General features: G+C 73.9%; 24 protein-coding genes. 14 read left to right on the plus strand and 10 right to left on the minus strand.

The features are described from left to right. Positions 1-891, minus strand: coding sequence for an NAD(P)-dependent oxidoreductase (locus ACFVXG_RS09400; protein WP_387925852.1), 891 nt, complete (start codon positions 889-891; stop codon positions 1-3). A 97-nt stretch (positions 892-988) separates the two neighbouring features. Here ACFVXG_RS09400 and ACFVXG_RS09405 point away from each other — a divergent pair, with 97 nt between their 5' ends. Then, the gene (locus ACFVXG_RS09405; RefSeq protein ID WP_387925854.1) at positions 989-1,327 is read left to right on the plus strand and encodes a winged helix-turn-helix transcriptional regulator; all 339 of its coding nucleotides are present in this window, start codon (positions 989-991) and stop codon (positions 1,325-1,327) included. A 1-nt stretch (position 1,328) separates the two neighbouring features. Here ACFVXG_RS09405 and ACFVXG_RS09410 read toward each other — a convergent pair whose 3' ends face one another. After that, entirely contained in the window at positions 1,329-1,817 is a 489-nt protein-coding gene (locus ACFVXG_RS09410; protein ID WP_387925856.1) for an LURP-one-related/scramblase family protein, read from the minus strand. Between the two features lie 94 nt (positions 1,818-1,911). Here ACFVXG_RS09410 and ACFVXG_RS09415 point away from each other — a divergent pair, with 94 nt between their 5' ends. The 3 genes from ACFVXG_RS09415 (at position 1,912) to ACFVXG_RS09425 (ending at position 5,437) form a co-directional block, all read left to right on the plus strand. Beyond that, positions 1,912-2,475 (plus strand): GNAT family N-acetyltransferase, encoded by a 564-nt coding sequence (locus ACFVXG_RS09415; protein ID WP_387925858.1) that lies wholly within the window; start codon positions 1,912-1,914, stop codon positions 2,473-2,475. Between the two features lie 57 nt (positions 2,476-2,532). Further along, entirely contained in the window at positions 2,533-3,297 is a 765-nt protein-coding gene (locus ACFVXG_RS09420) for a hypothetical protein (protein ID WP_387925860.1), read from the plus strand. A gap of 325 nt (positions 3,298-3,622) precedes the next feature. Further along, on the plus strand, positions 3,623-5,437 hold the full coding sequence (locus ACFVXG_RS09425) for an NHL domain-containing thioredoxin family protein (RefSeq protein WP_387925862.1): 1,815 nt from the start codon (positions 3,623-3,625) through the stop codon (positions 5,435-5,437). 60 nt (positions 5,438-5,497) lie between these two features. On the opposite strand, the gene ACFVXG_RS09430 is transcribed toward ACFVXG_RS09425, so the two are convergent. Together ACFVXG_RS09430 and ACFVXG_RS09435 are read right to left on the minus strand one after the other, a co-directional pair. After that, entirely contained in the window at positions 5,498-6,811 is a 1,314-nt protein-coding gene (locus ACFVXG_RS09430; protein WP_387925864.1) for a M18 family aminopeptidase, read from the minus strand. 369 nt (positions 6,812-7,180) lie between these two features. Continuing rightward, on the minus strand, positions 7,181-9,010 hold the full coding sequence (locus ACFVXG_RS09435) for an acyl-CoA dehydrogenase (RefSeq protein WP_387925866.1): 1,830 nt from the start codon (positions 9,008-9,010) through the stop codon (positions 7,181-7,183). 215 nt (positions 9,011-9,225) lie between these two features. Here ACFVXG_RS09435 and ACFVXG_RS09440 point away from each other — a divergent pair, with 215 nt between their 5' ends. Next, the gene (locus ACFVXG_RS09440; protein ID WP_380408510.1) at positions 9,226-9,729 is read left to right on the plus strand and encodes an SseB family protein; all 504 of its coding nucleotides are present in this window, start codon (positions 9,226-9,228) and stop codon (positions 9,727-9,729) included. A 128-nt stretch (positions 9,730-9,857) separates the two neighbouring features. Further along, positions 9,858-10,817 (plus strand): pirin family protein, encoded by a 960-nt coding sequence (locus ACFVXG_RS09445; protein WP_387925868.1) that lies wholly within the window; start codon positions 9,858-9,860, stop codon positions 10,815-10,817. A 360-nt stretch (positions 10,818-11,177) separates the two neighbouring features. Here the strand turns inward: ACFVXG_RS09445 and ACFVXG_RS09450 are convergent, their stop codons facing one another. Continuing rightward, entirely contained in the window at positions 11,178-11,999 is an 822-nt protein-coding gene (locus tag ACFVXG_RS09450; RefSeq protein ID WP_387925870.1) for an integrase, read from the minus strand. Positions 12,000-12,217: 218 nt separating this feature from the next. On the opposite strand from ACFVXG_RS09450, the gene ACFVXG_RS09455 reads away from it, so the two are divergent. Next, entirely contained in the window at positions 12,218-12,358 is a 141-nt protein-coding gene (locus tag ACFVXG_RS09455; protein ID WP_387925872.1) for a hypothetical protein, read from the plus strand. On the opposite strand, the gene ACFVXG_RS09460 is transcribed toward ACFVXG_RS09455, so the two are convergent. After that, positions 12,355-12,972, minus strand: coding sequence for a TIGR03086 family metal-binding protein (locus tag ACFVXG_RS09460; protein ID WP_387925874.1), 618 nt, complete (start codon positions 12,970-12,972; stop codon positions 12,355-12,357). The genes ACFVXG_RS09455 and ACFVXG_RS09460 overlap by 4 nt on opposite strands. After that, positions 12,969-13,835, minus strand: coding sequence for an alpha/beta hydrolase (locus ACFVXG_RS09465; RefSeq protein ID WP_387925876.1), 867 nt, complete (start codon positions 13,833-13,835; stop codon positions 12,969-12,971). Before ACFVXG_RS09465 ends, ACFVXG_RS09460 begins: the two co-directional genes overlap by 4 nt. A gap of 169 nt (positions 13,836-14,004) precedes the next feature. On the opposite strand from ACFVXG_RS09465, the gene ACFVXG_RS09470 reads away from it, so the two are divergent. Beyond that, entirely contained in the window at positions 14,005-14,646 is a 642-nt protein-coding gene (locus tag ACFVXG_RS09470; protein WP_387925878.1) for a TetR/AcrR family transcriptional regulator, read from the plus strand. Between the two features lie 40 nt (positions 14,647-14,686). On the opposite strand, the gene ACFVXG_RS09475 is transcribed toward ACFVXG_RS09470, so the two are convergent. Continuing rightward, positions 14,687-16,000: an amidase gene (locus ACFVXG_RS09475; RefSeq protein WP_387925880.1), complete on the minus strand. Its 1,314-nt coding sequence runs from the start codon at positions 15,998-16,000 to the stop codon at positions 14,687-14,689. Positions 16,001-16,025: 25 nt separating this feature from the next. Beyond that, the gene (locus ACFVXG_RS09480; RefSeq protein WP_387925882.1) at positions 16,026-16,256 is read right to left on the minus strand and encodes a hypothetical protein; all 231 of its coding nucleotides are present in this window, start codon (positions 16,254-16,256) and stop codon (positions 16,026-16,028) included. Positions 16,257-16,505: 249 nt separating this feature from the next. On the opposite strand from ACFVXG_RS09480, the gene ACFVXG_RS09485 reads away from it, so the two are divergent. Together ACFVXG_RS09485 and ACFVXG_RS09490 are read left to right on the plus strand one after the other, a co-directional pair. Continuing rightward, positions 16,506-17,480 (plus strand): LAETG motif-containing sortase-dependent surface protein, encoded by a 975-nt coding sequence (locus ACFVXG_RS09485; protein ID WP_387925884.1) that lies wholly within the window; start codon positions 16,506-16,508, stop codon positions 17,478-17,480. Positions 17,481-17,579: 99 nt separating this feature from the next. Then, complete coding sequence (locus ACFVXG_RS09490; protein ID WP_387925886.1) at positions 17,580-18,299, plus strand: hypothetical protein; 720 nt, start codon at positions 17,580-17,582, stop codon at positions 18,297-18,299. Between the two features lie 551 nt (positions 18,300-18,850). Here the strand turns inward: ACFVXG_RS09490 and ACFVXG_RS09495 are convergent. Further along, entirely contained in the window at positions 18,851-19,471 is a 621-nt protein-coding gene (locus ACFVXG_RS09495; protein ID WP_387925887.1) for an ATP-binding protein, read from the minus strand. Positions 19,472-19,700: 229 nt separating this feature from the next. Between ACFVXG_RS09495 and ACFVXG_RS09500 the strand changes: the two genes are divergently transcribed. The 4 genes from ACFVXG_RS09500 to ACFVXG_RS09515 all read left to right on the plus strand — a co-directional run bounded on the left by ACFVXG_RS09500 (position 19,701) and on the right by ACFVXG_RS09515 (position 22,712). Next, positions 19,701-20,519 carry a hypothetical protein gene (locus ACFVXG_RS09500; RefSeq protein WP_387925889.1) on the plus strand — a complete coding sequence of 273 codons (819 nt, stop codon included), beginning with the start codon at positions 19,701-19,703 and terminating at the stop codon, positions 20,517-20,519. A gap of 178 nt (positions 20,520-20,697) precedes the next feature. Beyond that, entirely contained in the window at positions 20,698-21,459 is a 762-nt protein-coding gene (locus ACFVXG_RS09505) for a YcnI family protein (RefSeq protein WP_387925891.1), read from the plus strand. Between the two features lie 78 nt (positions 21,460-21,537). Then, entirely contained in the window at positions 21,538-22,206 is a 669-nt protein-coding gene (locus ACFVXG_RS09510) for an SCO family protein (RefSeq protein ID WP_387925892.1), read from the plus strand. Beyond that, positions 22,203-22,712, plus strand: a complete 510-nt coding sequence (locus ACFVXG_RS09515) for a copper chaperone PCu(A)C (protein WP_387925894.1) — start codon at positions 22,203-22,205, stop codon at positions 22,710-22,712. Before ACFVXG_RS09510 ends, ACFVXG_RS09515 begins: the two co-directional genes overlap by 4 nt. Positions 22,713-22,720 lie beyond the last annotated feature (8 nt).

Consider the following 22,720-nt stretch of genomic DNA (forward strand, 5'->3'; position numbering starts at 1 on the left):
TCACCGGCGCAGCAGGTCGACCACCCCGGTGAGGTCCTCGGCGCCGCTGCCGAGGGCCAGCCGGTGCTCCATCAACCGGAAGTACGGGGTCAGCAGTTCGACGCTCACCCCCTGCTCCTCCGCGGTGCGCAGCAGCGTCTCCTTGCCCGCGACCTGCATCGCCAGGTTGGACACCACACCGCCCATGTAGTCCCCGCTCTCCAGTTGCTCGGCCGTCCGCTCGACCGATCCGGCCATCGCGGTGAGCCAACTCCCCAGCAGCGGCGCCAGATCGCCGGGCCGCACCGCCTCCCCGCGCACCAGCGCGAAGGCGTGGGCGATCCCGGCGAACATCCCGTACATCCCGCTGAGCAGCGCCACGTCGTGCAGCGCCGCGTACCCGGCGTCCGCGCCGACGTACCGCGCCCCGGCCGGGACGGCCAACACCTCCCGATACTCCTCGAACAGCTCCCCCGAGCCGCTGTAGAACACGTACGCCCCGGCCGCCGGCGCGCCGATCATCGGCGGGACGGCCATGATCCCGCCGTCCAGGTAGCGGGCACCGCGCGCTTCCGCCCAGGCGGCCCGGGCGCGGGCCCGGCCGGGGGTGCTGGTGACCAGGTTGACCAGGTCCTTCCCGGCCAGCTCCACCCCGTCCAGCGCCTGTTCGACGGAGTCGTCGTCGAGCAGGCAGACCACCACCAGCCGGCCGGCCGCGACGGCCTCGGCGACGGTGGCCGCCACCGCCGCGCCCTCGGCGGCGAGCGGTTCGGCGCGGGCGGCGGTGCGGTTCCAGACGGTCAGCGGATGCCCGGCGGCGAGCCAGGCACGGGCCAGTGCGGTGCCCATGGCGCCGAGGCCGAGCAGCACGACCGGCGCCTTGAACGAAGTCTCAACTGTCTTCTCTCCCATGCCGATCAGCCTCGCCCCGCCCCACACGCATGATCAAGTACGCACTCCGGAGTGGGTGGTTACCCTGGGGTGAGCGACGAGGTCGGAAGGGGTGGGCATGGCGACCGTGCCGAGGCCGGGGGCGCACGTCTGCGGGATCGACGCCGCGATGGACGTGATCGGCGGCAAGTGGAAGGTGCTGATCCTGTGGGCGCTCGGCGAGCGCCCGCACTGCCGCTTCGGCGAGCTGCGCCGGCTGGTGCCGGGGATCACCGAGAAGGTGCTGGCCGCCCACCTGCGCGAGCTGGAGGCGGACGGCATCGTGCACCGGGAGGCCTACGACGAGGTGCCGCCCCGGGTCGAGTACGCGCTGACCGAGTCCGGACGGCGCCTGAACGCGGCGCTGGCCCCGCTGGGCGCCTGGGGCCGGGAGCACGTCCTGGACGGCACCCCGTGACTCAGTGCTCCTCCGCCACCAGGTGGTCGACGCAGGCCGCGATCGCGAGCAGCAGCCCGGTGTCCGCGCCGTCGGCGACCTCCACCCCGTAGGTGTCGCGGACCCGGAACCACTTGCGCGAGATCCGGGCCAGCCGGTCCCCGTGCTGGTTCTCGACCCGGTAGTCCTTGTCGACCAGGTCACCGTGGATCCGCAACTCACCACCGCCGGCCAGCTCCACCAGGTACTTGTCCCGGAACGGGGTGAACAGCTTCTCCCGTACGGTCGCGACCACCTCGCCGTCGGCGTCCTCGATCTTCATCGCGTCGCGGACGGTGAGCATCTTCTCCTTCACCACCGCGACCACCCGCCCGTGCGCGTCCTTCAGTTCGAAGGTGTGCCGCACCCGCAGCACCTTGCCGTCCACCAGGTAGGCCTTGTGCCCCCGGTCGTCCTCGATCCAGTAGTCATCGCCGACCGCGAACAGCTTCTCCCTGACCAGGTACCGCACGTGGGCCTCCTCCGTCGCCGGTGTCGAGTCCCCATTCGACCCGACCTCCCGCCCACCCCACGGCACCGCCGCGCCGCACCTGTTCAATACCGCCATGGACCACACCCCCGACACCACCCCCGACCCCACCCCACACACCCCCCTCCACACCGCCACCCGCACCCCCCTGCACAGCGAGCGCCTCGACCTCCTCCCCCTCACCCCCGAACACGCCGACGAACTCGCCGCCGCCCTCGCCGACCCCTCCCTGCACACCTTCACCGGCGGCCACCCGGCCACCCCCGCCGAATGGCGCGCCCGCTGCGCCCGGCTGGCCGCAGGCTCCCCCGACCCCGCCGAGATCTGGGGCAACTGGGTGCTCCGCCTCCGCACCCACGACACCCTGACCGGCTACGTCCAGGCCACCGTCCACCCCGCCGCCGCCGAAGCCGAACTCGCCTGGGTGGTCGGCACCCCGTGGCAGCGCCGCGGCCTGGCCACCGAAGCCGCCCGCACCCTGCTCGCCCACCTCACCGCCGCCGGCCTCACCACCGCCATCGCCCACATCCACCCCGACCACCGCGCCTCCGCCCACATCGCCCAGGCCCTGGGCCTCCACCCCACCCCGCACACCGTGGACGGCGAAATCCGCTGGCAGGCCGATCTTCCGCACCCGTAACATCCGACCTCCCCACCGCCCCTCCCCACCCCACCCCCTCACCCCCCGGAACACCCCATGTCCGTCGACGCCGTCCTCCACCTCCGCTGGCCCGAGGGCCTCGCCCCCACCGCCGACGAACTGGCCGCCCTACTCAGCCTCCGGTACGCGGCGGACGGCGGGCTCTGGGGGGAGGCCACCGCCCCCGACGGCGGCAGCACCATGTGGGTCCGCATCTCCACCGACCCCGCCGACCGCCTCGGCCCCCGCCCCGGCCAGGCCGCCGAGCACCCCTACGACCACCGGCTGGTGCTCTCCCCCGCCAAGCGCGAGCCGTACCCCCTGGACACCTACGCGGTGCTCCGCGCCCACGCCCGCGAGACCGTCGCCCTGCTGCGCCGCCACGGCCTGACCGAGGCCGCCTTCGGCATCGACGCCGACGGCGCGGACGGCTACTGGACGGCCGCCCCCGCCGACCTGCCCGAGACCGTCGACCTGCACGTCCACTGGGCCGCCGAAACCCCCACCCTCACCACCCTCCCGGCCACCCTCACCCCCCACCTCCACCAAGCCCCCGCCCCCACCACCGCCTCCCCCACCCCGGGCCCCGACGACATCACCCGCGCCCTCGCCACCCGCGCCGCCGCCCTCCCCGTCCACCACACCGCCCACTACACCGGCCACCGGATCACCCCCGAGGAACTCGACACCTTCGCCGACCGCCTCACCACCACCCTCACCCGCCCCGGCGAACAGATCGACCTCACCCTCTGGCTGGGCCCCCACCTCCTCCTCCACCAGACCGCCACCCAGCCCCCCACCGACCTCCGCCTCCTCCCCTGACCCCAACCCGCACCAACCCGCACCAACCCACCCACCCCCACCACCCCCCTCCCCTCCCCCCACCAAGGCGAGAGGGACGCGCTGCGGGAGGGGCGGTGGAGGGGGTGGCTGCGGAGAGGGGCGTGACGGGTGATTTTCAGACCGCCAACGGCGCCCAACCACGTCCCCACAGGGTCGGCGGTCGGAAAATCACCCAGCCCCCGGAGCGGCCACCCCCGGAACCGCCCCGCACCCACCCTCCCGAGAGCCCACCCCCACACCCAAGCCTCGCGCAGCGGCCCCCACCCCCGGAATGCCCCCACCCCACATACGGTTGGATGAGGTCATGGCATCTCGTGCACGCGTACGCGCCCCCGAACTGGTCGGAGCAGGCGGCTGGCTGAACACCGGCGGCAAGGACCTCACCCTCGCCGACTTCCGGGGCAAGATCACCGTCCTGGATTTCTGGACCTTCTGCTGCATCAACTGTCTGCACGTCCTGGACGAGCTCCGCGAGCTGGAGGAGCAGCACCGCGACACCGTGGTGATCGTCGGGGTGCACTCGCCCAAGTTCGTGCACGAGGCCGACCACCAGGCCGTCGTGGACGCCGTCGCCCGGTACGAGGTGCACCACCCGGTGCTGGACGACCCGGCGCTCGCGACCTGGAAGCAGTACGCCGTCCGCGCCTGGCCGACGCTCGTGGTGATCGACCCGGAGGGCTACGTGGTCGCCCAGCACGCCGGTGAGGGGCACGCCCACGCGATCGCCCGGCTGGTGGCGGAGCTGGAGGCGGAGCACGAGGCCAAGGGCACGCTGCGGCGCGGCGACGGCCCGTACGTGGCGCCCGAGCCGAGCACCGACGACCTCAAGTTCCCCGGCAAGGCGGTGCGGCTGCCGAACGGCCACTTCCTGGTCGCCGACTCCGGCCACCACTCCCTGGTCGAGATGGCCGAGGACGGCGAGACCGTGGTGCGCCGGATCGGCGACGGGCAGCGCGGCCTGGTGGACGGCACCAGCCCCCGGTTCAGCGAGCCCCAGGGCCTCGCGCTGCTCCCCGAAGGCAGCCCGTACGACGTCGTCGTCGCCGACACCGTGAACCACGCGCTGCGCGGCGTGCGCCTGGCCGACGGCAGCGTCACCACCCTGGCGGGCACCGGCCGCCAGTGGTGGCAGGGTTCGCCCACCGAGGGCCCGGCCCTCGAGGTGGACCTCTCCTCGCCGTGGGACGTCGCCTGGTTCGACGGCCAGGTGTGGATCGCGATGGCGGGCGTGCACCAGCTGTGGGCGTACGACCCGGCGACCGGCACGGTCGGCGTGGCGGCCGGCACCACCAACGAGGGCCTGGTGGACGGCCCGGCCGCCGAGGCCTGGTTCGCCCAGCCGTCCGGCCTCGCCGTCTCCGCGGACGGCGAGCAGCTCTGGGTCGCCGACTCGGAGACCTCCGCGCTGCGTTCCGTTTCACGTGAAACCAAAACCGTCCGAACGGCCGTGGGCACCGGCCTGTTCGACTTCGGCCACCGGGACGGCGCCGCCGACCAGGCCCTGTTCCAGCACCCGCTGGGCGTGACGGTGCTGCCGGACGGCTCGGTGGCCGTCAGCGACACCTACAACCACGCCCTGCGCCGCTTCGACCCGGCGAGCGGCGAGGTCACCACCCTGGCCACCGACCTGCGCGAGCCCTCCGGGGCGGTGCTGGTGGACGGCGACATCGTGGTGGTCGAGTCGGCCCGGCACCGGCTGACCCGGCTGCGGCTGCCGGAGGAGGCCGTCCGGGTGGAGTCGATGGCGCACCGCACCCAGCGCGCCGCCACCGAGGTCGCGCCGGGCGCCCTGCGGCTGGACGTGGTCTTCGAGGCGCCGAGCGGCCAGAAGCTGGACGAGCGCTACGGCCCGTCCACCCGGCTGCTGGTCAGCTCGACCCCGCCCGAACTGCTGGTCTCCGGCGCGGGCGCGGACTCCGCCCTCTCCCGCGAGCTGGTGCTCTCGGACGAGGTGACCGAGGGCGTGCTGCACGTCTCGGCGATGGCCGCCTCCTGCGACGACGACCCGGAGATCGAGTACCCGGCCTGCCACGTGCACCAGCAGGACTGGGGCGTGCCGGTGAAGCTGGTCGCCGACGGCGCCCGCCGCCTCCCGCTCGTCCTGGCGGGCATGGAGTAACAACGCAAACACCCAGGGGCCCGCCGGACGAACCGGCGGGCCCCTTCGCGTCTACCGTCCTCAGCCCTCCAGGAAGGCCTTGATCGCGCTCGCCAGCAGGTACGGGTCCTCGGCCCCGCACAGCTCGCGCGCCGAGTGCATGGACAGCGCCGCGATGCCGCAGTCCACCGTCTTGATGCCCAGCCGCGCCGCGGTGATCGGCCCGATGGTCGTCCCGCAGGGCATCGCGTTGTTGGACACGAAGCTCTGCCACGGCACGCCGGCCTTCTCGCAGGCGGCCGCGAACACCGCCCGGCCGACGCCGTCGGTCGCGTAGCGGTTGTTGACGTTGACCTTGAGGATCGGCCCGTTGTTCGGCAGCGGGTGGTGGCCCGGCTCGTGCCGCTCGGAGTAGTTCGGGTGGACGGCGTGGCCCATGTCCGAGGACAGGCAGACGGTGCCGGCCAGCGCCCGGGCGCGGTCCTCCGGGTTGCCGCCGCGGGCGTGGATCGTCCGGTCGAGCACGTTGCCGAGCAGCGGGCTCTGCGCGCCGGTGTCCGACTCGCTGCCGGTCTCCTCGTGGTCGAAGGCGGCCAGCACCGGGATGTACGGCAGCGCCACCTCGCCCCCGGCGGCGGCGACGGCCACGGCGGCCAGCGCGGCGGTGGCCGCGTGCACCGAGAGCTGGTTGTCCAGGCGCGGGCCGGCCAGCAGCTCGCGGTCGCGGCCCAGGTAGGAGGCGGGCTGAACGTCGTGGGTCATCAGGTCCCAGCCGACCACGTCCTCGGCGGCCAGCCCGGCCCGCTCGGCGACGTAGGAGATCAGCGAGCCCTCGTCGACCGGGCCGAGGCCCCAGATCGGAGTGAGGTGGCGCTGCCGGTCGAGCTTCATGCCGTCGTTGACCTGGCGGTCCAGGTGGATGGCGAGCTGGGGCACGCGCAGCAGCGGCTCGTCCAGCTGGACGAGCCGCGCACTGCCGTCCTTCAGCGCGAGTCTGCCGGACAGGCCGAGGTCGCGGTCGAGCCAGGTGTTCAGCGGCACCCCGCCGTAGATCTCCACCGCGACCTGCCGCCACCCGGCGGAGCCGGTGTCGGGGACCGGCTTCACGCGCAGGTTGGGCGAGTCGGTGTGGGTGCCGACGATGCGGAACGGCGTCTCCGGACCGGCCCCCTCCGGCAGGTACCAGGCGATCAGCGCACCACCGCGGATCAGGTAGCGCCCGCCGGCCGCCGCGTCCCAGGCGTCCGTCTCCGCGACCTGACGGAACCCCGCCTTCTCCAGGCGCTCGGCGGCGCTCGCTACCGCGTGGTACGGGGACGGCGAGGTGCCGAGGAAGGCGATCAGATCGTCGGTGTGCGTCCGGTCGAAGAATGCCCGGCGGGCGGCGGTCGACATGCTGCTCCAGGGTCGAGGGAGGGCCGAAGCCGGATGGGGGGTCGGCTTCGCACCTTGAGCATATGCCCGTACACGGACATGGCATTCGATACCCGGCAACGGTTGCGGAACACCCCCACGATCCCGAACCCGCCTCCCACCGGCCCTTCTTCACACCCTGATCCCTCCCGGTCGCACACCGTCAGATAGCGGCGGAACGGGGCCGCGCCGGATCGGCCCGCGCCGCGCCATGGGCGCCCGCACCGACCCGCTCCAAGCCCTGCGCAACGCATAGCCGAGCAGGCATGCGACAACACCGAAGGGCCCGGTGGCAGCCGGGCCCTTCGGTGTGAGGGTGTGTCGTCAGGCGGTCAGAAGAGCGTGCGGGGCCTAGAAGGCCTCCTCCGCCAGCTCCATGATCTCGTTGTCGATGCCCTCGGCGATCGCCCGCTGCGGGGCGATGGTCGGGAGGACGTTCTTGGCGAAGAAGCGGGCGGCCGCGACCTTGCCCTGGTAGAACGGCACGTCCTTCTCGGAGGCGCCGGCCTCCAGCTTGGCCAGGGCCACCGCGGCCTGACGCAGCAGCAGCCAGCCGACCACGACGTCGCCGGAGACCATCAGCAGGCGGGTGGTGTTGAGGCCCACCTTGTACATGTTCTTGACGTCCTGCTCGACCGAGGTCAGGTCGGCGATGAGCTTGCCGACGATGGCCTCCAGGTCGCCGGCGGCCTTGGCGAGCAGCTCGCGCTCGGCGGCCAGGGCGTCGCCGCCCTCGGCGGAGCCGAGGAACTTCTGGATCTGCTCGTTGAGGGCGGTGAGCGCCTGGCCACCGTCCTTGACGATCTTGCGGAAGAAGAAGTCCTGGCCCTGGATGGCGGTGGTGCCCTCGTACAGGGTGTCGATCTTGGCGTCGCGGATGTACTGCTCGATCGGGTACTCCTGCAGGTAGCCGGAGCCACCGAAGGTCTGCAGGGACTGGGCGAGCTGCTCGTAGGACTTCTCCGAGCCGTAGCCCTTGACGATCGGGAGCAGGAAGTCGTTGAGGCGCTCGGCGGCCTCGTCCTTCTCGCCGCGCAGCTTGGCGGCCATCATGTCGTCCTGGACGGACGCGGTGAACAGGACCAGCGCGCGCATGCCCTCGGCGTAGGCCTTCTGGGTCAGCAGCGAGCGGCGCACGTCCGGGTGGTGGGTGATGGTGACGCGCGGGGCGGTCTTGTCCAGGAACTGGGAGATGTCGGCACCCTGCACGCGCTCCTTGGCGTACTCCAGGGCGTTCAGGTAGCCGGTGGAGAGGGTGGCGATGGCCTTCGTGCCGACCATCATCCGGGCGAACTCGATGATCTTGAACATCTGGCGGATGCCGTCGACCTTCTCGCCCAGCAGCCAGCCCTTGGCCGGGTGCTTGGCACCGAAGGTCATCTCGCAGGTGTTCGAGGCCTTGAGGCCCATCTTGTGCTCGACGTTGGTGGCGTAGACGCCGTTGCGCTCGCCGAGCTCGCCGGTCTCCCAGTCGAAGTCGAACTTGGGGACGATGAACAGACCGAGGCCCTTGGTGCCCGGCTTACCGCCCTCGGGGCGGGCCAGCACCATGTGGATGATGTTCTCGGACATGTCGTGCTCGCCCGAGGTGATGAAGCGCTTGACGCCCTCGATGTGCCAGGAGCCGTCCTCCTGCTGGATCGCCTTCGTGCGGCCGGCGCCCACGTCGGAGCCCGCGTCGGGCTCGGTGAGGACCATGGTGGAGCCCCACAGGCGGTCGGTCATCCGCTTGGCGACCTCGAGCTGCTCCTCGGTGCCCTCCTCGGCGATGACGCCGGCGAAGGCCGGGCCGGAGGAGTACATCCAGATGGCGGGGTTGGAGCCCAGGATCTGCTCGGCGAAGGCCCAGATCAGCGAGTTCGGGGTGACCTGGCCGCCGATGGACTCCGGGATGCCCAGGCGCCACCACTCGGCGTCCATGAAGGTCTGGTAGCTCTTCTTGAACGTGGCCGGGATCGGGGCGGTGTTGGTCTCCGGGTCGAAGACCGGCGGGTTGCGGTCGGTGTCGGTGAAGGACGCGGCGAGGTCGTTCTCGGCGAGGCGGGCGATCTCGCTGAGGATGTTCTTCGCGGTCTCGACGTCCATGTCCGCGAACGGCCCGGTGCCGTACACCTGGTCGCGACCGAACACCTCGAAGAGGTTGAACTCCACGTCCCGCAGGTTGGACTTGTAGTGACCCATGGCCGTTTTCTCCGGTTCGTCGCTTCCGGGAGACCGCCTCGTTTCGGGCGTCCCGTACCCACCAGTAGGCATCATGATGCTACCCAGCGGTAACTTGGGCAAGCCCCCGGCGGTGAATCCGGTATGAACGTGGTCACGTCCCACAAGCCGGGACGACCACTCCTTGTCAGGATCGACGCCAGCGCGCGCGGGTGCGCTCCCGCTAGCCTGTCCGTGTGTACGGATATGACCAGAACGCATACCCGGGTGACCCCTACCAGCAGCAGGCGGGTCCGCAGCCGGGCATGAACGGCATGCCCGGACCGGACGCGTACGGCGCGCAGGGGCAGGCGCCTCAGCAGTCGCTGTACCCGGAGCCCTCCCCGCCGTCCCTCGCGGACGCGGTGCGGGCCTTCACCACGGGCTCGATGGCGGTCGAGGACTTCCAGGCCATCTTCATCACCTCGAAGGTGCACTGCCCGCGCGGCGAGCGCCCCGGCTTCCTGGCACTGCACAACACCCCGACGCCGGTGATCCCGATGTTCAGCTCGCTCAAGGAGCTGCGCCGCTACGCCGGCAAGGACTCCAAGCACTTCACCGTCACCGGTGCCGAGGTGCTGGACCTGCTGCCGACCGGCTACGGCTTCGCGCTGGACATGGAGGGCGAGCACCGGATGGTGTTCGACGCCAAGGCGGTCGAGCAGATGGTCGACTTCACCATGCGCCGCATGTACGGCTGACCCATCCTGAACGAGGAGCCCCGCGCTCCTTCATCACCACATAGTTCAACTTTCAACTTGCTTGTTGTTGAGGATTGAACTATTCTCGTGGACGTAGGCCAGAGAAACCCCCCTCGAAGGAGGCCGACATGCCCGCCGTGACCGTCGACAACCCGCTGACCCTCCCGCGCGTCACCACGCCGGACCCGGCCGTCGCCACCCCGCGGCCGGTGCTCACCGTCGCCACCGCCCCCGAGGGCTTCGAAGGCGAGGGCTTCCCCGTCCGCCGCGCCTTCGCCAAGATCAACCAGAAGTACCTCGACCCGTTCATCATGATGGACCAGATGGGCGAGGTGGACTACGCGGCCGGCGAGCCGAAGGGGACCCCCTGGCACCCGCACCGCGGCTTCGAGACCGTCACCTACATCATCGACGGAACGTTCATCCACCGGGACTCGCACGGCGGTGGCGGCACGATCACCGATGGCGACACCCAGTGGATGACCGCCGGCTCCGGCCTCCTGCACATCGAGACCCCGCCGGAGTCCCTGGTGAGGTCCGGCGGCCTCTTCCACGGCCTCCAGCTGTGGGTGAACCTGCCCGCCTCGGACAAGATGATCACCCCGAAGTACCAGGACATCCGCGGCGGCAGCGTCAAGCTGCTCGGCTCCGAGGACGGCGGCGCGCTGCTCCGGGTGATCGCCGGCGAGATGGACGGCCACCAGGGCCCGGGCACCACCTTCACCCCGATCACCATGATCCACGCCTCGATCAACCCCGGCGCCCAGGTCACCCTGCCCTGGCGCTCCGACTTCAACGCCCTCGCCTACGGCCTCGCGGGCAACGGTTCGGCCGGTGGCGAGCGCCGTCCCTTCCACCGGGGCCAGGCCGTCGTCTTCGGCGACGGCGACTCGATCACCATCCGCGCCGACGAGAAGCAGGACTCCCGCGACAACAACTTCGAGGTGGTCCTCCTCGGCGGCCTCCCGATCCGCGAACCCGTCGCCCACTACGGCCCGTTCGTGATGAACAGCCACCGCGAGCTCCAGCAGGCCATGGAGGACTTCCAGGCCGGCCGCCTCGGCACCATCCCCACCGACGCCCACTGACGCCCACCGGCGTCGGCACACCCGAAGGGCCCGGACCGCATGGTCCGGGCCCTTCGGCATGTTCGCACCGGAAGCCTCCGGAGTCCCATCTTCCTCTTGTCGCACGGGTGTTGACACCCGCTCCGGGCTGCTCGCGATAATGTCGATTGGTCTGAACCACTGGCCAAATTGGTCGAGACCACAACGGGATCACCGGCGGCGGGTACTCCACCAGCGACGACCCCTCCCGCTACGTGAGGCCGTGGGTCCAGAAGGCCGGCGACTCCTCCAGCTTCGCCTGGGGCTACAACCGCTGACCCGGCACACCCGGGCAGCACCTCCGCCCGGGCCGCACCTCCGCCTGAGCAGCGCCTCCGCCGCCTACAGCAACGCGTAGACGGCGGAGGCGTCGTCGTGGGTCTTGCCGCGCGGCCAGCGCTCGCAGCCCGCGTCCGCCCGCTCCACCGCGCGGACCTGGGCGATCAGCTCGCCCGGGCCCGACTCCGCGAGCAGCCGCAGCACATCGCCCCAACTGCCCAGCCCGAAGCGCTCGGTGTAGCGCGAGGCGCCGTCGGTGAGGGCGGCCAGCGCGTGCAGCCGGTCCAGCCGGACGAAACCGGTCTCGGCGTGCTCGGCGGCCCGCGGGCTGGCCGCGGCGATCCACGGCCCGGTCCCCCGGTTGCGGGCGGCGCGCACCGCCAGCGCGTACTCCAGGTGCAGCGCGGCCCGCTCGGCGCTGCCCGGGACGGTCGCCCAGACCTGGCGGCGCAGCCCCTCCCCGCCGGGGAAGCGCTGGTTGTCGCCGATCACCTTGGGCGGGCCGTCCTTGAACTCCAGCACCAGCAGCGAGTCGCCGAGCACCAGGTACTCCAGCGACTCGCCGTGCCGCCGGGCCGCGACCACCATCGCCGCGGGCGTGTTGGCGTGGCCGAGGTCGCAGCGGCCGCCGTGCAGCGCGGCCGTCTCCACGATGGCGTCGGCCAGGCACTCGGCGATCGAGCGGTCCACCCGGTCGGTGAGCCGGGCGAGCAGGTGCACCCCCAACCGGCGGACGTACCAGGCGGTTCCGTGCCGGCACCCGGACTCCAGGCCGGCCGGCGAGCTGGCGCCGTCCAGCAGGACGAGTGCCTCCGGCGAGGCCGCCGCGAAGTCCTCGCTCTCGCGGTCGGGCCGACGTGCTTCCCCTGCGAGCTGTAGCTGCATCCCGACAGTGTGGCCGCCGCCCCCGGCCCGCGCCCAGACCCCTGCGCCGGTGTGGCGCGGGCCGGCGCCCGGTGTCCGGTGGCAGCGGGGGCGATTCGGCCATACCGTCTGATAACAACTGGACAATTCGGCCAATCAGGGCCGGTCGGGTTTGGTACCACCTTCGGGTGCCCGGGCGGCCCGGGACTGACGAGGCCCAGACTGACGAGGAGCGGATGATGACGACGTTCTGGCAGTTCATCGTGGTGCTCGGCGCCGCGCTCGGCTTTCCGGCCGCAGCGCTGCTGTTCCTGATCGGCGGACCGCGCTTCCAGGACGAGCGGCGCGGCCCGGACGAGCAAGGCCTCCGGAACCGCTAGGCCCCCTGGGCCCGCCAGGCCGGATCGCGCCCGAGCAGCGCCAGGGCCCGCTCGAACCGGCCCGCTCCGCCGCCGGGCACCAGCCCCGGGCGGAAGGCCCGGCCCGGCCCGCGGGCCTCCGGCGTGTCCGGGACGGCCCCGGTCACCGCCAGCAGCGTGCCCGCCAGGGCGTCGTCGCCGTCCACCGCCGCGACCAGCCGCCCGGTGCCGCCGAGCGCCGCGGCGACGTCCCAGCCGTGCACCAGGGTGTCCAGCAGGTGGAAGCCGACCCCCTGGGCGAACGGGAACGGCTGGTCGGCCCGGACCTCGGGCAGCCAGAGCGCCCGCCCGGCGGCGGCCGCCTCCCGGAAGGCTGCGGTGAGGTCGGCGCCGGTGCGGCGGAAGTCCTCCGCCGGGTCGGCGCCGAGCGGGGCGTCCGCGAACAGCGACAGGTCCGGCCCGGCGCCGCGGGCGGCCGCGGCGAAGCCGAGGTGCTGGCCGACGCAGTGCGCCAGCAGCCGACGCAGGGTCCATCCGGCGCACGGGGTGGGCCGGTCCAGCTTCTCCGGCCGGACGGTGTCCACCACCTCCACGGCCAAGTCCACGGCCCGGGCGTGCAGTTCGACGAGCTTCATGCGGCGGTGACCTCCAGTCCCGCGGAGATGAATCCGATCACCTGGTCGACCACGGCCGGCTCCGCGACGATCCGGCGGTGCCCGAGCCCCCGGGTGACCACCAGGTCGAGCCGCTCCCCGTACGCCCGTTTCAGGCGCCGCGCCTGGCCGAGCGGCACCACGTCGTCGCCCTCGTCGTGCACCACCAGGACCGGCAGCCCGACCGCCGCCGCCCGGTGCGCGGCGTCGTAGCGCTCCCAGACGCCGGCGTCCCCGGCGAACAGGTCCCGCTCGATCCGGCGGCGCAACTCCCGTTCGACGGTGGCGTCCAGGCCCAGCCCGGCGCAGAAGGCGGCCGGGAAGAAGCCCACCTCGGACACCCCGGACACGGCCGCCAGCCGGCCCGCCCGCAGGCCGTCGCCGAGCGCCCCGAAGGCCGCGCAGACGCCCAGCGAGTGCGCCACCACGGCCTCGAACGGCCCGTACCGGCCCTGGAGTCGACGCGCCAGTTCGCCGTACTCCAGCACGCTGGTGGCGCGTCCGCCGGAGTCGCCGTGGCCAGGCGCGTCGAAGGCCAGGGCACTGAGGCCGAGGGCGCGCAGCCGGGGGACGAAGGGCGCGAAGCGGGAGGCCCGGGAGCGCCAGCCGTGCAGCAGCAGGACGGGCCGCTCGCCGCTGCCCCAGCGGTAGCCGACCACCGGCTTGCCGTTGACGGCCAGCGGTTCACGGACGGCCCGGTGGTGGACCTCCTGCTCGGCGGGCCGGACCCGGCTGCGCCGCAGCGGGCGCCGGAAGAGTTCGAAGGCCGCCCGGCCGGCCGGGCCGGGGGCGATCCGGGCGGCGGGGTTGAGGGCGGTGCGGATCAGTGCCTGGGCCGGGTCCATCGGGTCTCCCCTGTTCGCTGTGCTCCCTGGGCCTTGCTCCTTGCTCGGGGCGAGATATTAGCACGACCGTTCGTGCAGTTTTTCGGACCGGCGGCCGGCCCGCTACGGACCGGTGGACGGCCCACTACCCTGGGCGGCACCCCACGGCGACGAGGAACGAGGACGAACCATGGCCGCACCGACCACGGACGGACGGGTCCTGCGCGGCGAGGAGACCCGCCGGGCCGTCCTGCACCGCGCCGTCGGGATCGCCTCCGTCGAGGGCCTGGACGCCCTCTCCATCGGCCGCCTCGCCACCGACCTCGGGCTCAGCAAGAGCGGCGTCTTCGCCGGCTTCGGCTCCAAGGAGGAGCTGCAGCTCGCCACCGTCCGCGCCGCCCGCCGGATCTTCGCCGACGCCGTCGTCACCCCGGTCGCCGACACCCCGCCCGGCCTCGCCCGGGCCAAGGCGCTCTGCGAGAGCTGGCTCGCCTACTCCCGGGCCCGGGTCTTCCCCGGCGGCTGCTTCTTCTACGAGGTCACCGCCGAGTTCGACGCCCGCCCCGGCGCCGTCCGGGACGCCCTGGCCGACTGCGCCCGGGAATGGCACGGCACCGTCGTCGAAGCCCTCGCCGAGGCCCGCACCGCCGGCGCCCTGCGCCCCGGCACCGACCTCGACGACCTCGCCTTCGCGCTGATCGCCGTCCTGGAGGCGGCCAACTCGCAGGCCGTGCTGCACGAGGACGACGTCCCGTACCAGCGGGCCGGCCGCCTCCTGCGGCACCTGCTCCGCGCCGCGGCCACCGACCCGGCCGACCCGGCGCTCGCCTGACGGCCGGGGCCTGCCGCCGGCCCACCGTCCGGCCGGGCTGCTATCCCAACACCCGCTCCAGCACGGCCGCTTGGGCCAGCAGCCGCTCGTCCCCGCCCGCCGCGCCGACCACCTGGAGACCGAGCGGCAGCCCGTCCGCGGTCCGCCCGGCCGGCAGGCTCAGCGCGGGCAGGCCTAGGAAGCTCCACGGCAGCGACATCCCGCCGGGCCCCGTGTCGTGCAGCCCCTCCGGCGCCCCGCCCGGCGCCGACGGCGCCAGCCACAGGTCCACCCCGGCCGCGGCGGCCGCCCCGGCCACCCGCTCGCGCAGCCCCTCCCGGAACCGCAGCCCGGCCTCCCGGTCCTCCGCCGCGACCCCCTGGCCGACCCGGATGCTCGCCGCCGTCTCCGGCCGGTACAGGCCGCCGAACCGGGCGAACCAGTCGACGTGGCTGCGGGCCAGCTCGAACCGGTTGACGAACTGCAACTGCCGGGCCACCTCGGCGAAGTCGGGGAACAGCGGCACCCTGCGCACCGCCACCCCGGCCCGCACCAGCCGCGCCACCCGCTCCTCGAAGACCCGCAGCGCGGCCGGCTCGACCTGCTCCAGGTACGGCCCGTCCGGCACCCCGCACACCGGCGCCGCCACCGCCTCCCCGTCCCCCGCCGCGGGCCGCCAGTCGTCGCACAGCAGCGGGGCCACCAGCGCCGCACCCGCCAGATCGGCGGTGAACACGCCCAGGGTGTCGAGGCTCGGCGCGTTCGGGATCACGCCCGCGATCGGGATCCGCCCGTACGTCGGCCGGAACCCCACCACCCCGCAGTACGCGGCCGGACGGATCACCGAACCCACCGTCTGGGTACCGATCGCCAAGGGCACCAGCCCGGCCGCCACCGCCGCCGCCGAGCCGCTGCTCGACCCGCCCGGGGTGTGCCCGGGACGGTGCGGATTGCGGGTCGGCCCCGGGGCGGTCGCGGCGAACTCGGCGGTCACCGTCTTGCCCGCGACCATCGCCCCCGCCGCCAGCAGCCGGTCCACCACCACGGCCTGCGGCCCGGCCAGCACACCCGGCGGCAGGGCCGAACCCCCGTGCGTGGGCAGCCCGTCCACGTGCACGATGTCCTTCACCCCCACCGCCACCCCGTACAGCGGCGGCCGCCCGGCCGGCTCCGGGTGAAGCGCGGCCAACTCCCGTGCCCGCGCCCGCAGTCGGTCGTGCCGCCCGGGCTCCGCCACGAAGGCGCGGAGCAGCGGATCCACCCGCTCGACCAGCGCGCAGAACCGGTCGACGTACTCGGACAGGCCGGGCACCCCGGAGCGCAACCCCGCGGCCTCGGCGGTCAGCGACCGGGGCCGGACCAGCGATTCCTCCATACCGAGCACCGTAGCGCCCGGCCGCTCACTGGTGCTCGGCCGACAGGTACGGCGTCTCGCGCAGGAAGTACGCCCCGCAGGTGTGGCAGCACAGCTCCGGGGTCCGCCCCCAGTCCACCGCCTCCCGCACCGGCGCCCCCGGATCGAGCTCCCGGCCGCACATCGCCACGCTCTGCGCACCCCGGACGATGTGCCACAGCCGCACCCCACCGGCCTCCCCCTCGGGGCCGAACTCGGCTCGCATCTGGTGCATCATGCCCCCCATCGTCCGACCACCCCCGCCGCCCGGCAACCGGGGCCCCGGCAACCCCGCCGCCACCGCGCCCGGTCCCCCGTACACCAACGGCCCGGGGCCCCCGGGCGCCGTACGCACGGCGCCACCCCCGTCGGGATCCGGCCACCGCGGCTCGATAGTGTGCGCGATCGCGACCCGCCCGGTGCCCCGCGCCCGGGCCCCCGTCGCCCACCACGGCCTTCCCGCACTCCAGAGTTGGAGCACCTGATCGTGCGCTCTTCCCGTCTCATGGCCTCCGCAGCGCTGGTCGCCATCGCCCTCGGCGCCTCGGTCGGCGCCGCCACCGCCGGCGCCGTCGGGATCCCGGCCACGCCCGCCGCCACCGCGGCCCCGAGCGCCCCCACCGCCCCCGCCGGAGCCCCCACCGGCGGACCCGCCACCCTGCCGCCCCACCTGCCGACCGCGCCGGTGCCCTCGCCCAGCGGCCCCTGCCCGGGCGGGTACCACCTGGAGAACCTCAAGACCACCGGCAGCGGCCTGTCCGGCGTCACCCTGACCAAGGGCGGCGCCCCGCAGGAGGCGAGCGTGACCTTCGAGAACGACACCCCCGTCGACCTGAAGAAGCTCAGCACCCACTTCTTCGTCACCGACATCGGCGAGGAGGGCGCGCCCAACCAGCCCACCTGGGGCAAGGACGCCTTCACCGTCCAGCTGAAGCTCCCCGGCGGCGACTGGAAGCCCGTCAGCCAGGACGCCATCGAGAACAACATGAGCTACATCCGCGTCGACCTCGGCACCTTCAAGCTCGCCAAGGGCGAGAAGCTCACCCTCCAGGTGCGCCTCGCCGCCACCGGCAAGGCGCTCGGCGCGAACTACTTCGCCCGGCTCGACGGCGCCTCCGAGTCCTTCCTCAGCAAGGACGTCCCGGGCGTCCGCCAGGGGCCGGAGGGAAGCTGCAGCGGCTTCAGCGGCAACTACCAGGTCGCCCAGCCGTTCAAGGTCGTCGACGGCACCCCGGCCACCACCGGCTCGCCCTCGGCGGCGCCCTCGGCCTCCGCCCCGGCCACCACCACGGCCGCCGCCCCCGCGCCCGGCGCCACCACGGCCTCCGCCGGCCCCGAACTGGCCCACACCGGTGCCGACTCCAGCACCCTGCCGATCGCCCTCGGCGGCGCGGCCGTGCTGGCCGCCGGCGCCGGTACCGTGTTCGTCCTGCGCCGCCGCAAGGCGGGCGCGCACGGCTGAAACCCCGTGAAGTGAACCGAGGGGCGCGGACAACCGTTCGGGCCCCTCGGTGGTCTTCCCCCGGAGAACGCAACCCGACCCCACCGCTGGAGCCCACCGATGCGTCCCGCCCGCCTTCCCGCCGCCTGCACCCTGCTCGTGCTCACCGCCGGTCCGGTCGCCCTCGCCACGGCCCCCGCGTTCGCCGACGACACCCCGACCGCCACCGCCACCGCGACGACGCCCACGGCCGCCGCCACCAGCGCCGACACCGACTGCCCGGAAGGCGTCACCACCGACCCGATACCGGCCACCGGCGGCAACGGCACCCCGGGCGAACTCTCCGTCACCTTCACCAACACCAGCACCACCACGGTCAAGCAGCTCGCCACCACCCTCGCGCTCGCCGACGGCAGCGGCAGCCTGCCCCTCGAACTGCGCGCGGGCGCCGGCGCCTGGAAGCCCCTCACCGTCACCGGCTCCCCGGTCAACACCGGCGGCTACCAGGTCCCCCAGGGCCAGCGGCTCACCCTCCAGGTCCGGCCCGCCGCCGGCACCCCGCACGGCGACCACCGCCTCACCTTCACCGCCAAGTCCGAGGTCCTCCCGAGCGGCTCCGCCCCGGCGAAGAAGTACACCTGCCCCCAGCTCACCGCCACCTACACCGGCACCCTCACCCCCACCGACCACACCCCGGCCCCCACCGCCACCACCCCCACCCACCTCGCCGACACCGGCGCCGGCACCGCCACCCGCCCCCTCGCCATCGCCGGCACCACCGCCCTCGTCCTCGGCACCACCCTCCTCCTCCTCACCCGCCGCCGCCCCACCACCGACTGACCCCCACCGAGGACGGCACCCGCCGACGCGGCCCCGCGTCCCGGCGACCACCTCGCCGGCGCGACCGACGCCCGGCGCGGACTCCCATCCGGCACCCCGGACGCGCTGCCCTGCCGCCCGCGGGGGCCACCGCCACTCGGTCGCTCCCGGTTCACAACACCCCGGCGCCGACCACCGCCACCGAACGCCCCGGGTGAAGGACCCGCCGTGCACGGCGGCCGCCGAGCACCTCGCCGGGGCGGCCGACACCCGGCGCCGACTCCGTCCGGGCCGCCACCCTCCGCGCGGGCGCGTGCGGGGAGAGAGGGCTGCGCGCGAAGCCCGCACGACCGCCTCGCCGGGGGCCACCACCGACAGCCGTCGCCCCTGCCGATCGTCCTGCGGATCTCCCCCAGGTCCGCCCCCACGCCTGCGCGTACGGGGTGGAGGGCCGCGTCCACCACGACGTCCCACGCAGCCACACGACCACGTCGCCGGGGCCACCACCGAACAGCCATCGCCCCTGCGGATCTCCGCCGGGTCCGCGCCCGGCGCGCCTCCGCGCCTCGCCGCTACGACGCCTGCAACAGCGCGCCGTCCTGCCACTTGAGGATCTTGTCGAAGCTCACGATCGCCCCGCGGAGCGGGTGGTTGCGGAGTTGGACGTGGTCGGTGAGGGCGTGGATGAGGAAGAGGCCGCGGCCGGATTCGGCGGTGAGGTCGGGGAGGGTGTCGAGGTCGACCGGGCGGAGGGTGGGGGCCGCGGGGCGGTGGGGGAGGACGTGGGTGTCGTAGGGGTGGCCGTCGCGGCGGGGGCGGTGGGCGGTGAGGACGCGGGCCGGGACGGTGGCGCGGCCGCGGCGGGCGCGGCGGGGGGCGTGGCCGGCCGGGGCGGGGGCGGCCGGGCGGCGGGCGAGCGGGGTGCTGGGGGCGGGCAGGCCGGGCCCGGAGTCGGTGACCTCGATCCGCAGGCGGTCGCCGCTGATGGAGGCGGTGACCTGGAAGCCGTCGTCGGGTCGGCCGGTGGCGCCGTGCTCGACGGCGTTGGCGCAGGCTTCGGTGAGGGCGACGCCGAGGTCGTCGGCGATCTGGGGGTCGACGCCCGCGGTCGCCATGGCACCGAGCAGGATGCGCCGGGCCAGCGGAACGCTGGCCGGGTCGCGCTTGAGGTGCAGAGTCCACCAGATGTCCACGGGAGGTCCCTCCTGGCTGCGGCTCCACATACAACTAGGTATCTCCGGGCGATTCGGCGGTGAACCGTGCGCGGGGACGGCTACCGCCCGTTCGGCGGATGGACTGCCGATGGGGTCTGTGCCGAAGGGCGCATGCGGTGGGGTGCACGCCGCGGCCGAACGGGGCATTCGTAGGGATTTCCCACCCTGCCCGTGTCGGCGGTGTACGCGATGAGATGATGGCCCGGCCATGACTGCCCTCCCCGCCGCCCCGTTCCAGGGCACCCCTGTCTCCGAGCGAGCACAGCCGGCCCGGCCGGTGGGGGCCGCCTGGGACCTACGGCTTGCCCGGGCGGTCCCGTTCGCCCTGGTGTGCACGCTGATCGCGGCCGCCGGGCACGCGCTGGCGGGTGGCGGCGACGTGCCGCCGGTCGCGCTGGCGACGGGCTTCGCCGCGGTGCTGGTGCTCGCGGTGGCGTGCGGCGGGCGGGAGCGCTCGATGGTGGCCATCTCCGGGGCGCTGGGCGCGGGGCAGCTGGGGCTGCACTGTCTGTTCCACGGCCTGGGCGGCCACGGGATGCACGACGGCGTTCCGATGAGCATGCCGATGGCGGCCGGTCGGCTGATCTGCAACGAGGCCCGGCCGGGCACCCTGGTGGGCCTGCCCGGCGGCGCCTCGCCGGAGCAGTTGGTCTCCTCGGCGGGTCTGGATCCGCACGCGTACGCCGCCGCGCCCTGGTGGCAGCAGGGCGGCGTGCTGGGGATGACGCCGTCGATGCTGGCCGGGCACCTGGCCGCCGCGCTGGTGGCGGGCTGGTGGCTGCGGCGCGGCGAGGCGGCGCTGTGGCGGCTGGTGCGGGTGGCGGCGTCGGCGGCCCGAGAGCACTGGGCGGCGCCGCTGCGCTCGGCCCTGGTGCTGGTGGCCGCGTTGCTGCGCGGTCTGTTCGGCGTGGCCGGTCCGGTCCGCCGGTTCGGGGCGGGGGACGGCGGGAGCCGGCTGCCCGCGGGTGCGGTGCTGCGGCACAGCGTGGTGCGGCGCGGGCCGCCGCGCGGGGCCTTCGCGTACTGATCCGGTGTTCCCGCGCGCCCCGAGCAGGGGTGCGGGCCGACCGGGTGCGGTGCGCGGTGTCCGGGCCGTTCCGTCCGCCCACGGCGACGGCGGCCCCTGGTCCTGCCCCACGTCCGCGCGTGCGGCGCCGCCGAGAGCGGCGGGTCACGTGCCGAGCTCCGATCGGAGACCCCCCATCATGCGTTCCCTTCCCACCCGTCGTATCGCCGCCGTCGCCCTGACCGCCGCCGCCTCCGTGGTGGCGCTGGCCGGGCCCGCCTTCGCGCACGTCACCGTGAACCCGGGTTCGGCGGCCCAGGGCGGCTACACGGCCGTCGACTTCCGGGTGCCGAACGAGAGCGACACGGCGAGCACGGTGAAGCTCGAGGTCAACCTGCCGCTGGACCACCCGCTGGCCTCGGTCCGGACGCTGCCGCTGCCGGGCTGGAGCGCCGCCGTCGAGAAGGCCAAGCTCGACAAGCCCATCAAGGTGCACGGCAGCGACGTCAACGAGGCCGTCTCCAAGATCACCTGGACCGCCGACCCGGGCACCAAGATCGCCCCCGGTCAGTTCCAGGAGTTCCGGGTCTCGCTCGGCCCGCTGCCGACCGACGCCGACAGCATGGCCTTCAAGGCCCTGCAGACCTACGACAACGGCGACGTCGTCCGCTGGATCGACGAGGCCCCGGCCGGCCAGCCCGAGCCGGCCCACCCGGCCCCGACGCTGAAGCTCACCAAGGCCGCCGCCGGTGACGACCACCACGGCGCCGGCGCCACCGCCTCCCCCGCCGCCGGCGCCCACGGCGACAGCTCCGACCACGCCGCCGCCTCCGACGGCGACGCCAAGTCCAGCGACAGCACCGCCCGGATCCTCGGCGTGGTCGGCATCGTGGTCGGCGTGATCGGCACCGCTGTCGGCGTGCTCGGCCTGCGCCGCAAGAACAGCGGCTCCGCCTCCTGACCCCCGCGCCGGTGGGGCCGTACCGCTCCGGGTACGGCCCCGCCGGTGGTCCACCGCGCCTGATCGGAAGCACGCACCATGTCCCGCACCGCCCGTTCCACCCGCCTGGCCGGCGCCGCCGCCCTCGCCCTGGCCGCCGCGCTGACCCTCTCCGCCTGCGGTTCCTCCGGCGGCGGTTCGACCGCCGCCAAGGTGACCCGGCAGAAGGACGACAGCCCGTACCAGGGCACCAAGCTGGCCAAGAACTTCGAGAAGCCGGACCTCCAGCTGACCGACACCTCCGGCCAGCCGTACGACCTGCGGCAGCAGACCAACGGCAAGGCGACCCTGCTGTTCTTCGGCTACACCAGTTGCCCGGACGTCTGCCCGACCACCATGGGCGACATCGGCGTCGCGATGAAGGCCCTGTCCGCGGAGGACCGGAAGAAGGTCAACGTCGTCTTCGTCTCCACCGACCCGCAGCGCGACACCCCCAAGGTGCTGCGCACCTGGCTGGACTCGATGGGCACCGACTTCATAGGCCTCACCGGCGACCTGGGCAGGGTGAAGACCGCCGCCAAGTCCCTCGGCATCATGATCGAGGACCCGGTGGTCAACGCGGACGGCACCGTCACCTCCACCCACGGCGCTCAGGTGCTGGCCTTCCTCCCCTCGGACGACAAGGCGCACGTGCTCTACATGAGCGGCACCGAGGAGAAGACCTACGAGCACGACCTGCCGCTGCTGGCCAAGGGGGTCGCGGCGTGACGACGGCGATGACCGGCACCCGGCGGTTCCGCCGGTCGGCGCTGCTGGGCGCCGTGGTCGCCACCGCCCTCGGCGGCGGCGCGATACTCGCGGCCTGCGGGACGGGCGGCCAGGGCGGCACCTCGGCGGACGCCGGCCCGGCGAAGCTGAGCGTCGCCGACTCCTACATCCCGCTGCCCCCGGCCGGCGGGATGGGCGCGGGCTACCTGACCGTCCGCAACGACGGCGGGCCGGACCAGCTGGTCAAGGTGAGCAGTCCGGCCGCCGGGTCGGTCACCATGCACCGCTCGACCGCCTCGACCATGGAGCAGGTGAACAGCCTGGACGTGCCCGCGCACGGCGCGCTGCAGCTCGCCCGCGGCGGCACCCACCTGATGATCATGGACTGGCAGAAGGCCCCCGCCCTGGGCGACGAGCTGGAACTGGACCTGACCTTCGCCAAGTCCGGCACCATCTCGGTCAAGGTGCCGGTCAAGGAGCTCACCTACCGCCCAGGCCAGAGTTAGGGGACCCG

This window comes from Kitasatospora sp. NPDC058162, assembly GCF_042884005.1.
Taxonomy (GTDB): domain Bacteria; phylum Actinomycetota; class Actinomycetes; order Streptomycetales; family Streptomycetaceae; genus Kitasatospora.

What these genes read in the sequence shown, in the direction of transcription:
- ACFVXG_RS09400 (WP_387925852.1), bottom strand. Translation starts at nt 891, where the DNA reads ATGGGAGAGAAGACAGTTGAGACTTCGTTCAAGGCGCCGGTCGTGCTG.
- ACFVXG_RS09405 (WP_387925854.1), top strand. Translation starts at nt 989, where the DNA reads ATGGCGACCGTGCCGAGGCCGGGGGCGCACGTCTGCGGGATCGACGCC.
- ACFVXG_RS09415 (WP_387925858.1), top strand. Translation starts at nt 1,912, where the DNA reads ATGGACCACACCCCCGACACCACCCCCGACCCCACCCCACACACCCCC.
- ACFVXG_RS09420 (WP_387925860.1), top strand. Translation starts at nt 2,533, where the DNA reads ATGTCCGTCGACGCCGTCCTCCACCTCCGCTGGCCCGAGGGCCTCGCC.
- ACFVXG_RS09425 (WP_387925862.1), top strand. Translation starts at nt 3,623, where the DNA reads ATGGCATCTCGTGCACGCGTACGCGCCCCCGAACTGGTCGGAGCAGGC.
- ACFVXG_RS09430 (WP_387925864.1), bottom strand. Translation starts at nt 6,811, where the DNA reads ATGTCGACCGCCGCCCGCCGGGCATTCTTCGACCGGACGCACACCGAC.
- ACFVXG_RS09435 (WP_387925866.1), bottom strand. Translation starts at nt 9,010, where the DNA reads ATGGGTCACTACAAGTCCAACCTGCGGGACGTGGAGTTCAACCTCTTC.
- ACFVXG_RS09445 (WP_387925868.1), top strand. Translation starts at nt 9,858, where the DNA reads ATGCCCGCCGTGACCGTCGACAACCCGCTGACCCTCCCGCGCGTCACC.
- ACFVXG_RS09450 (WP_387925870.1), bottom strand. Translation starts at nt 11,999, where the DNA reads ATGCAGCTACAGCTCGCAGGGGAAGCACGTCGGCCCGACCGCGAGAGC.
- ACFVXG_RS09455 (WP_387925872.1), top strand. Translation starts at nt 12,218, where the DNA reads ATGACGACGTTCTGGCAGTTCATCGTGGTGCTCGGCGCCGCGCTCGGC.
- ACFVXG_RS09460 (WP_387925874.1), bottom strand. Translation starts at nt 12,972, where the DNA reads ATGAAGCTCGTCGAACTGCACGCCCGGGCCGTGGACTTGGCCGTGGAG.
- ACFVXG_RS09465 (WP_387925876.1), bottom strand. Translation starts at nt 13,835, where the DNA reads ATGGACCCGGCCCAGGCACTGATCCGCACCGCCCTCAACCCCGCCGCC.
- ACFVXG_RS09470 (WP_387925878.1), top strand. Translation starts at nt 14,005, where the DNA reads ATGGCCGCACCGACCACGGACGGACGGGTCCTGCGCGGCGAGGAGACC.
- ACFVXG_RS09475 (WP_387925880.1), bottom strand. Translation starts at nt 16,000, where the DNA reads ATGGAGGAATCGCTGGTCCGGCCCCGGTCGCTGACCGCCGAGGCCGCG.
- ACFVXG_RS09480 (WP_387925882.1), bottom strand. Translation starts at nt 16,256, where the DNA reads ATGATGCACCAGATGCGAGCCGAGTTCGGCCCCGAGGGGGAGGCCGGT.
- ACFVXG_RS09490 (WP_387925886.1), top strand. Translation starts at nt 17,580, where the DNA reads ATGCGTCCCGCCCGCCTTCCCGCCGCCTGCACCCTGCTCGTGCTCACC.
- ACFVXG_RS09500 (WP_387925889.1), top strand. Translation starts at nt 19,701, where the DNA reads ATGACTGCCCTCCCCGCCGCCCCGTTCCAGGGCACCCCTGTCTCCGAG.
- ACFVXG_RS09505 (WP_387925891.1), top strand. Translation starts at nt 20,698, where the DNA reads ATGCGTTCCCTTCCCACCCGTCGTATCGCCGCCGTCGCCCTGACCGCC.
- ACFVXG_RS09510 (WP_387925892.1), top strand. Translation starts at nt 21,538, where the DNA reads ATGTCCCGCACCGCCCGTTCCACCCGCCTGGCCGGCGCCGCCGCCCTC.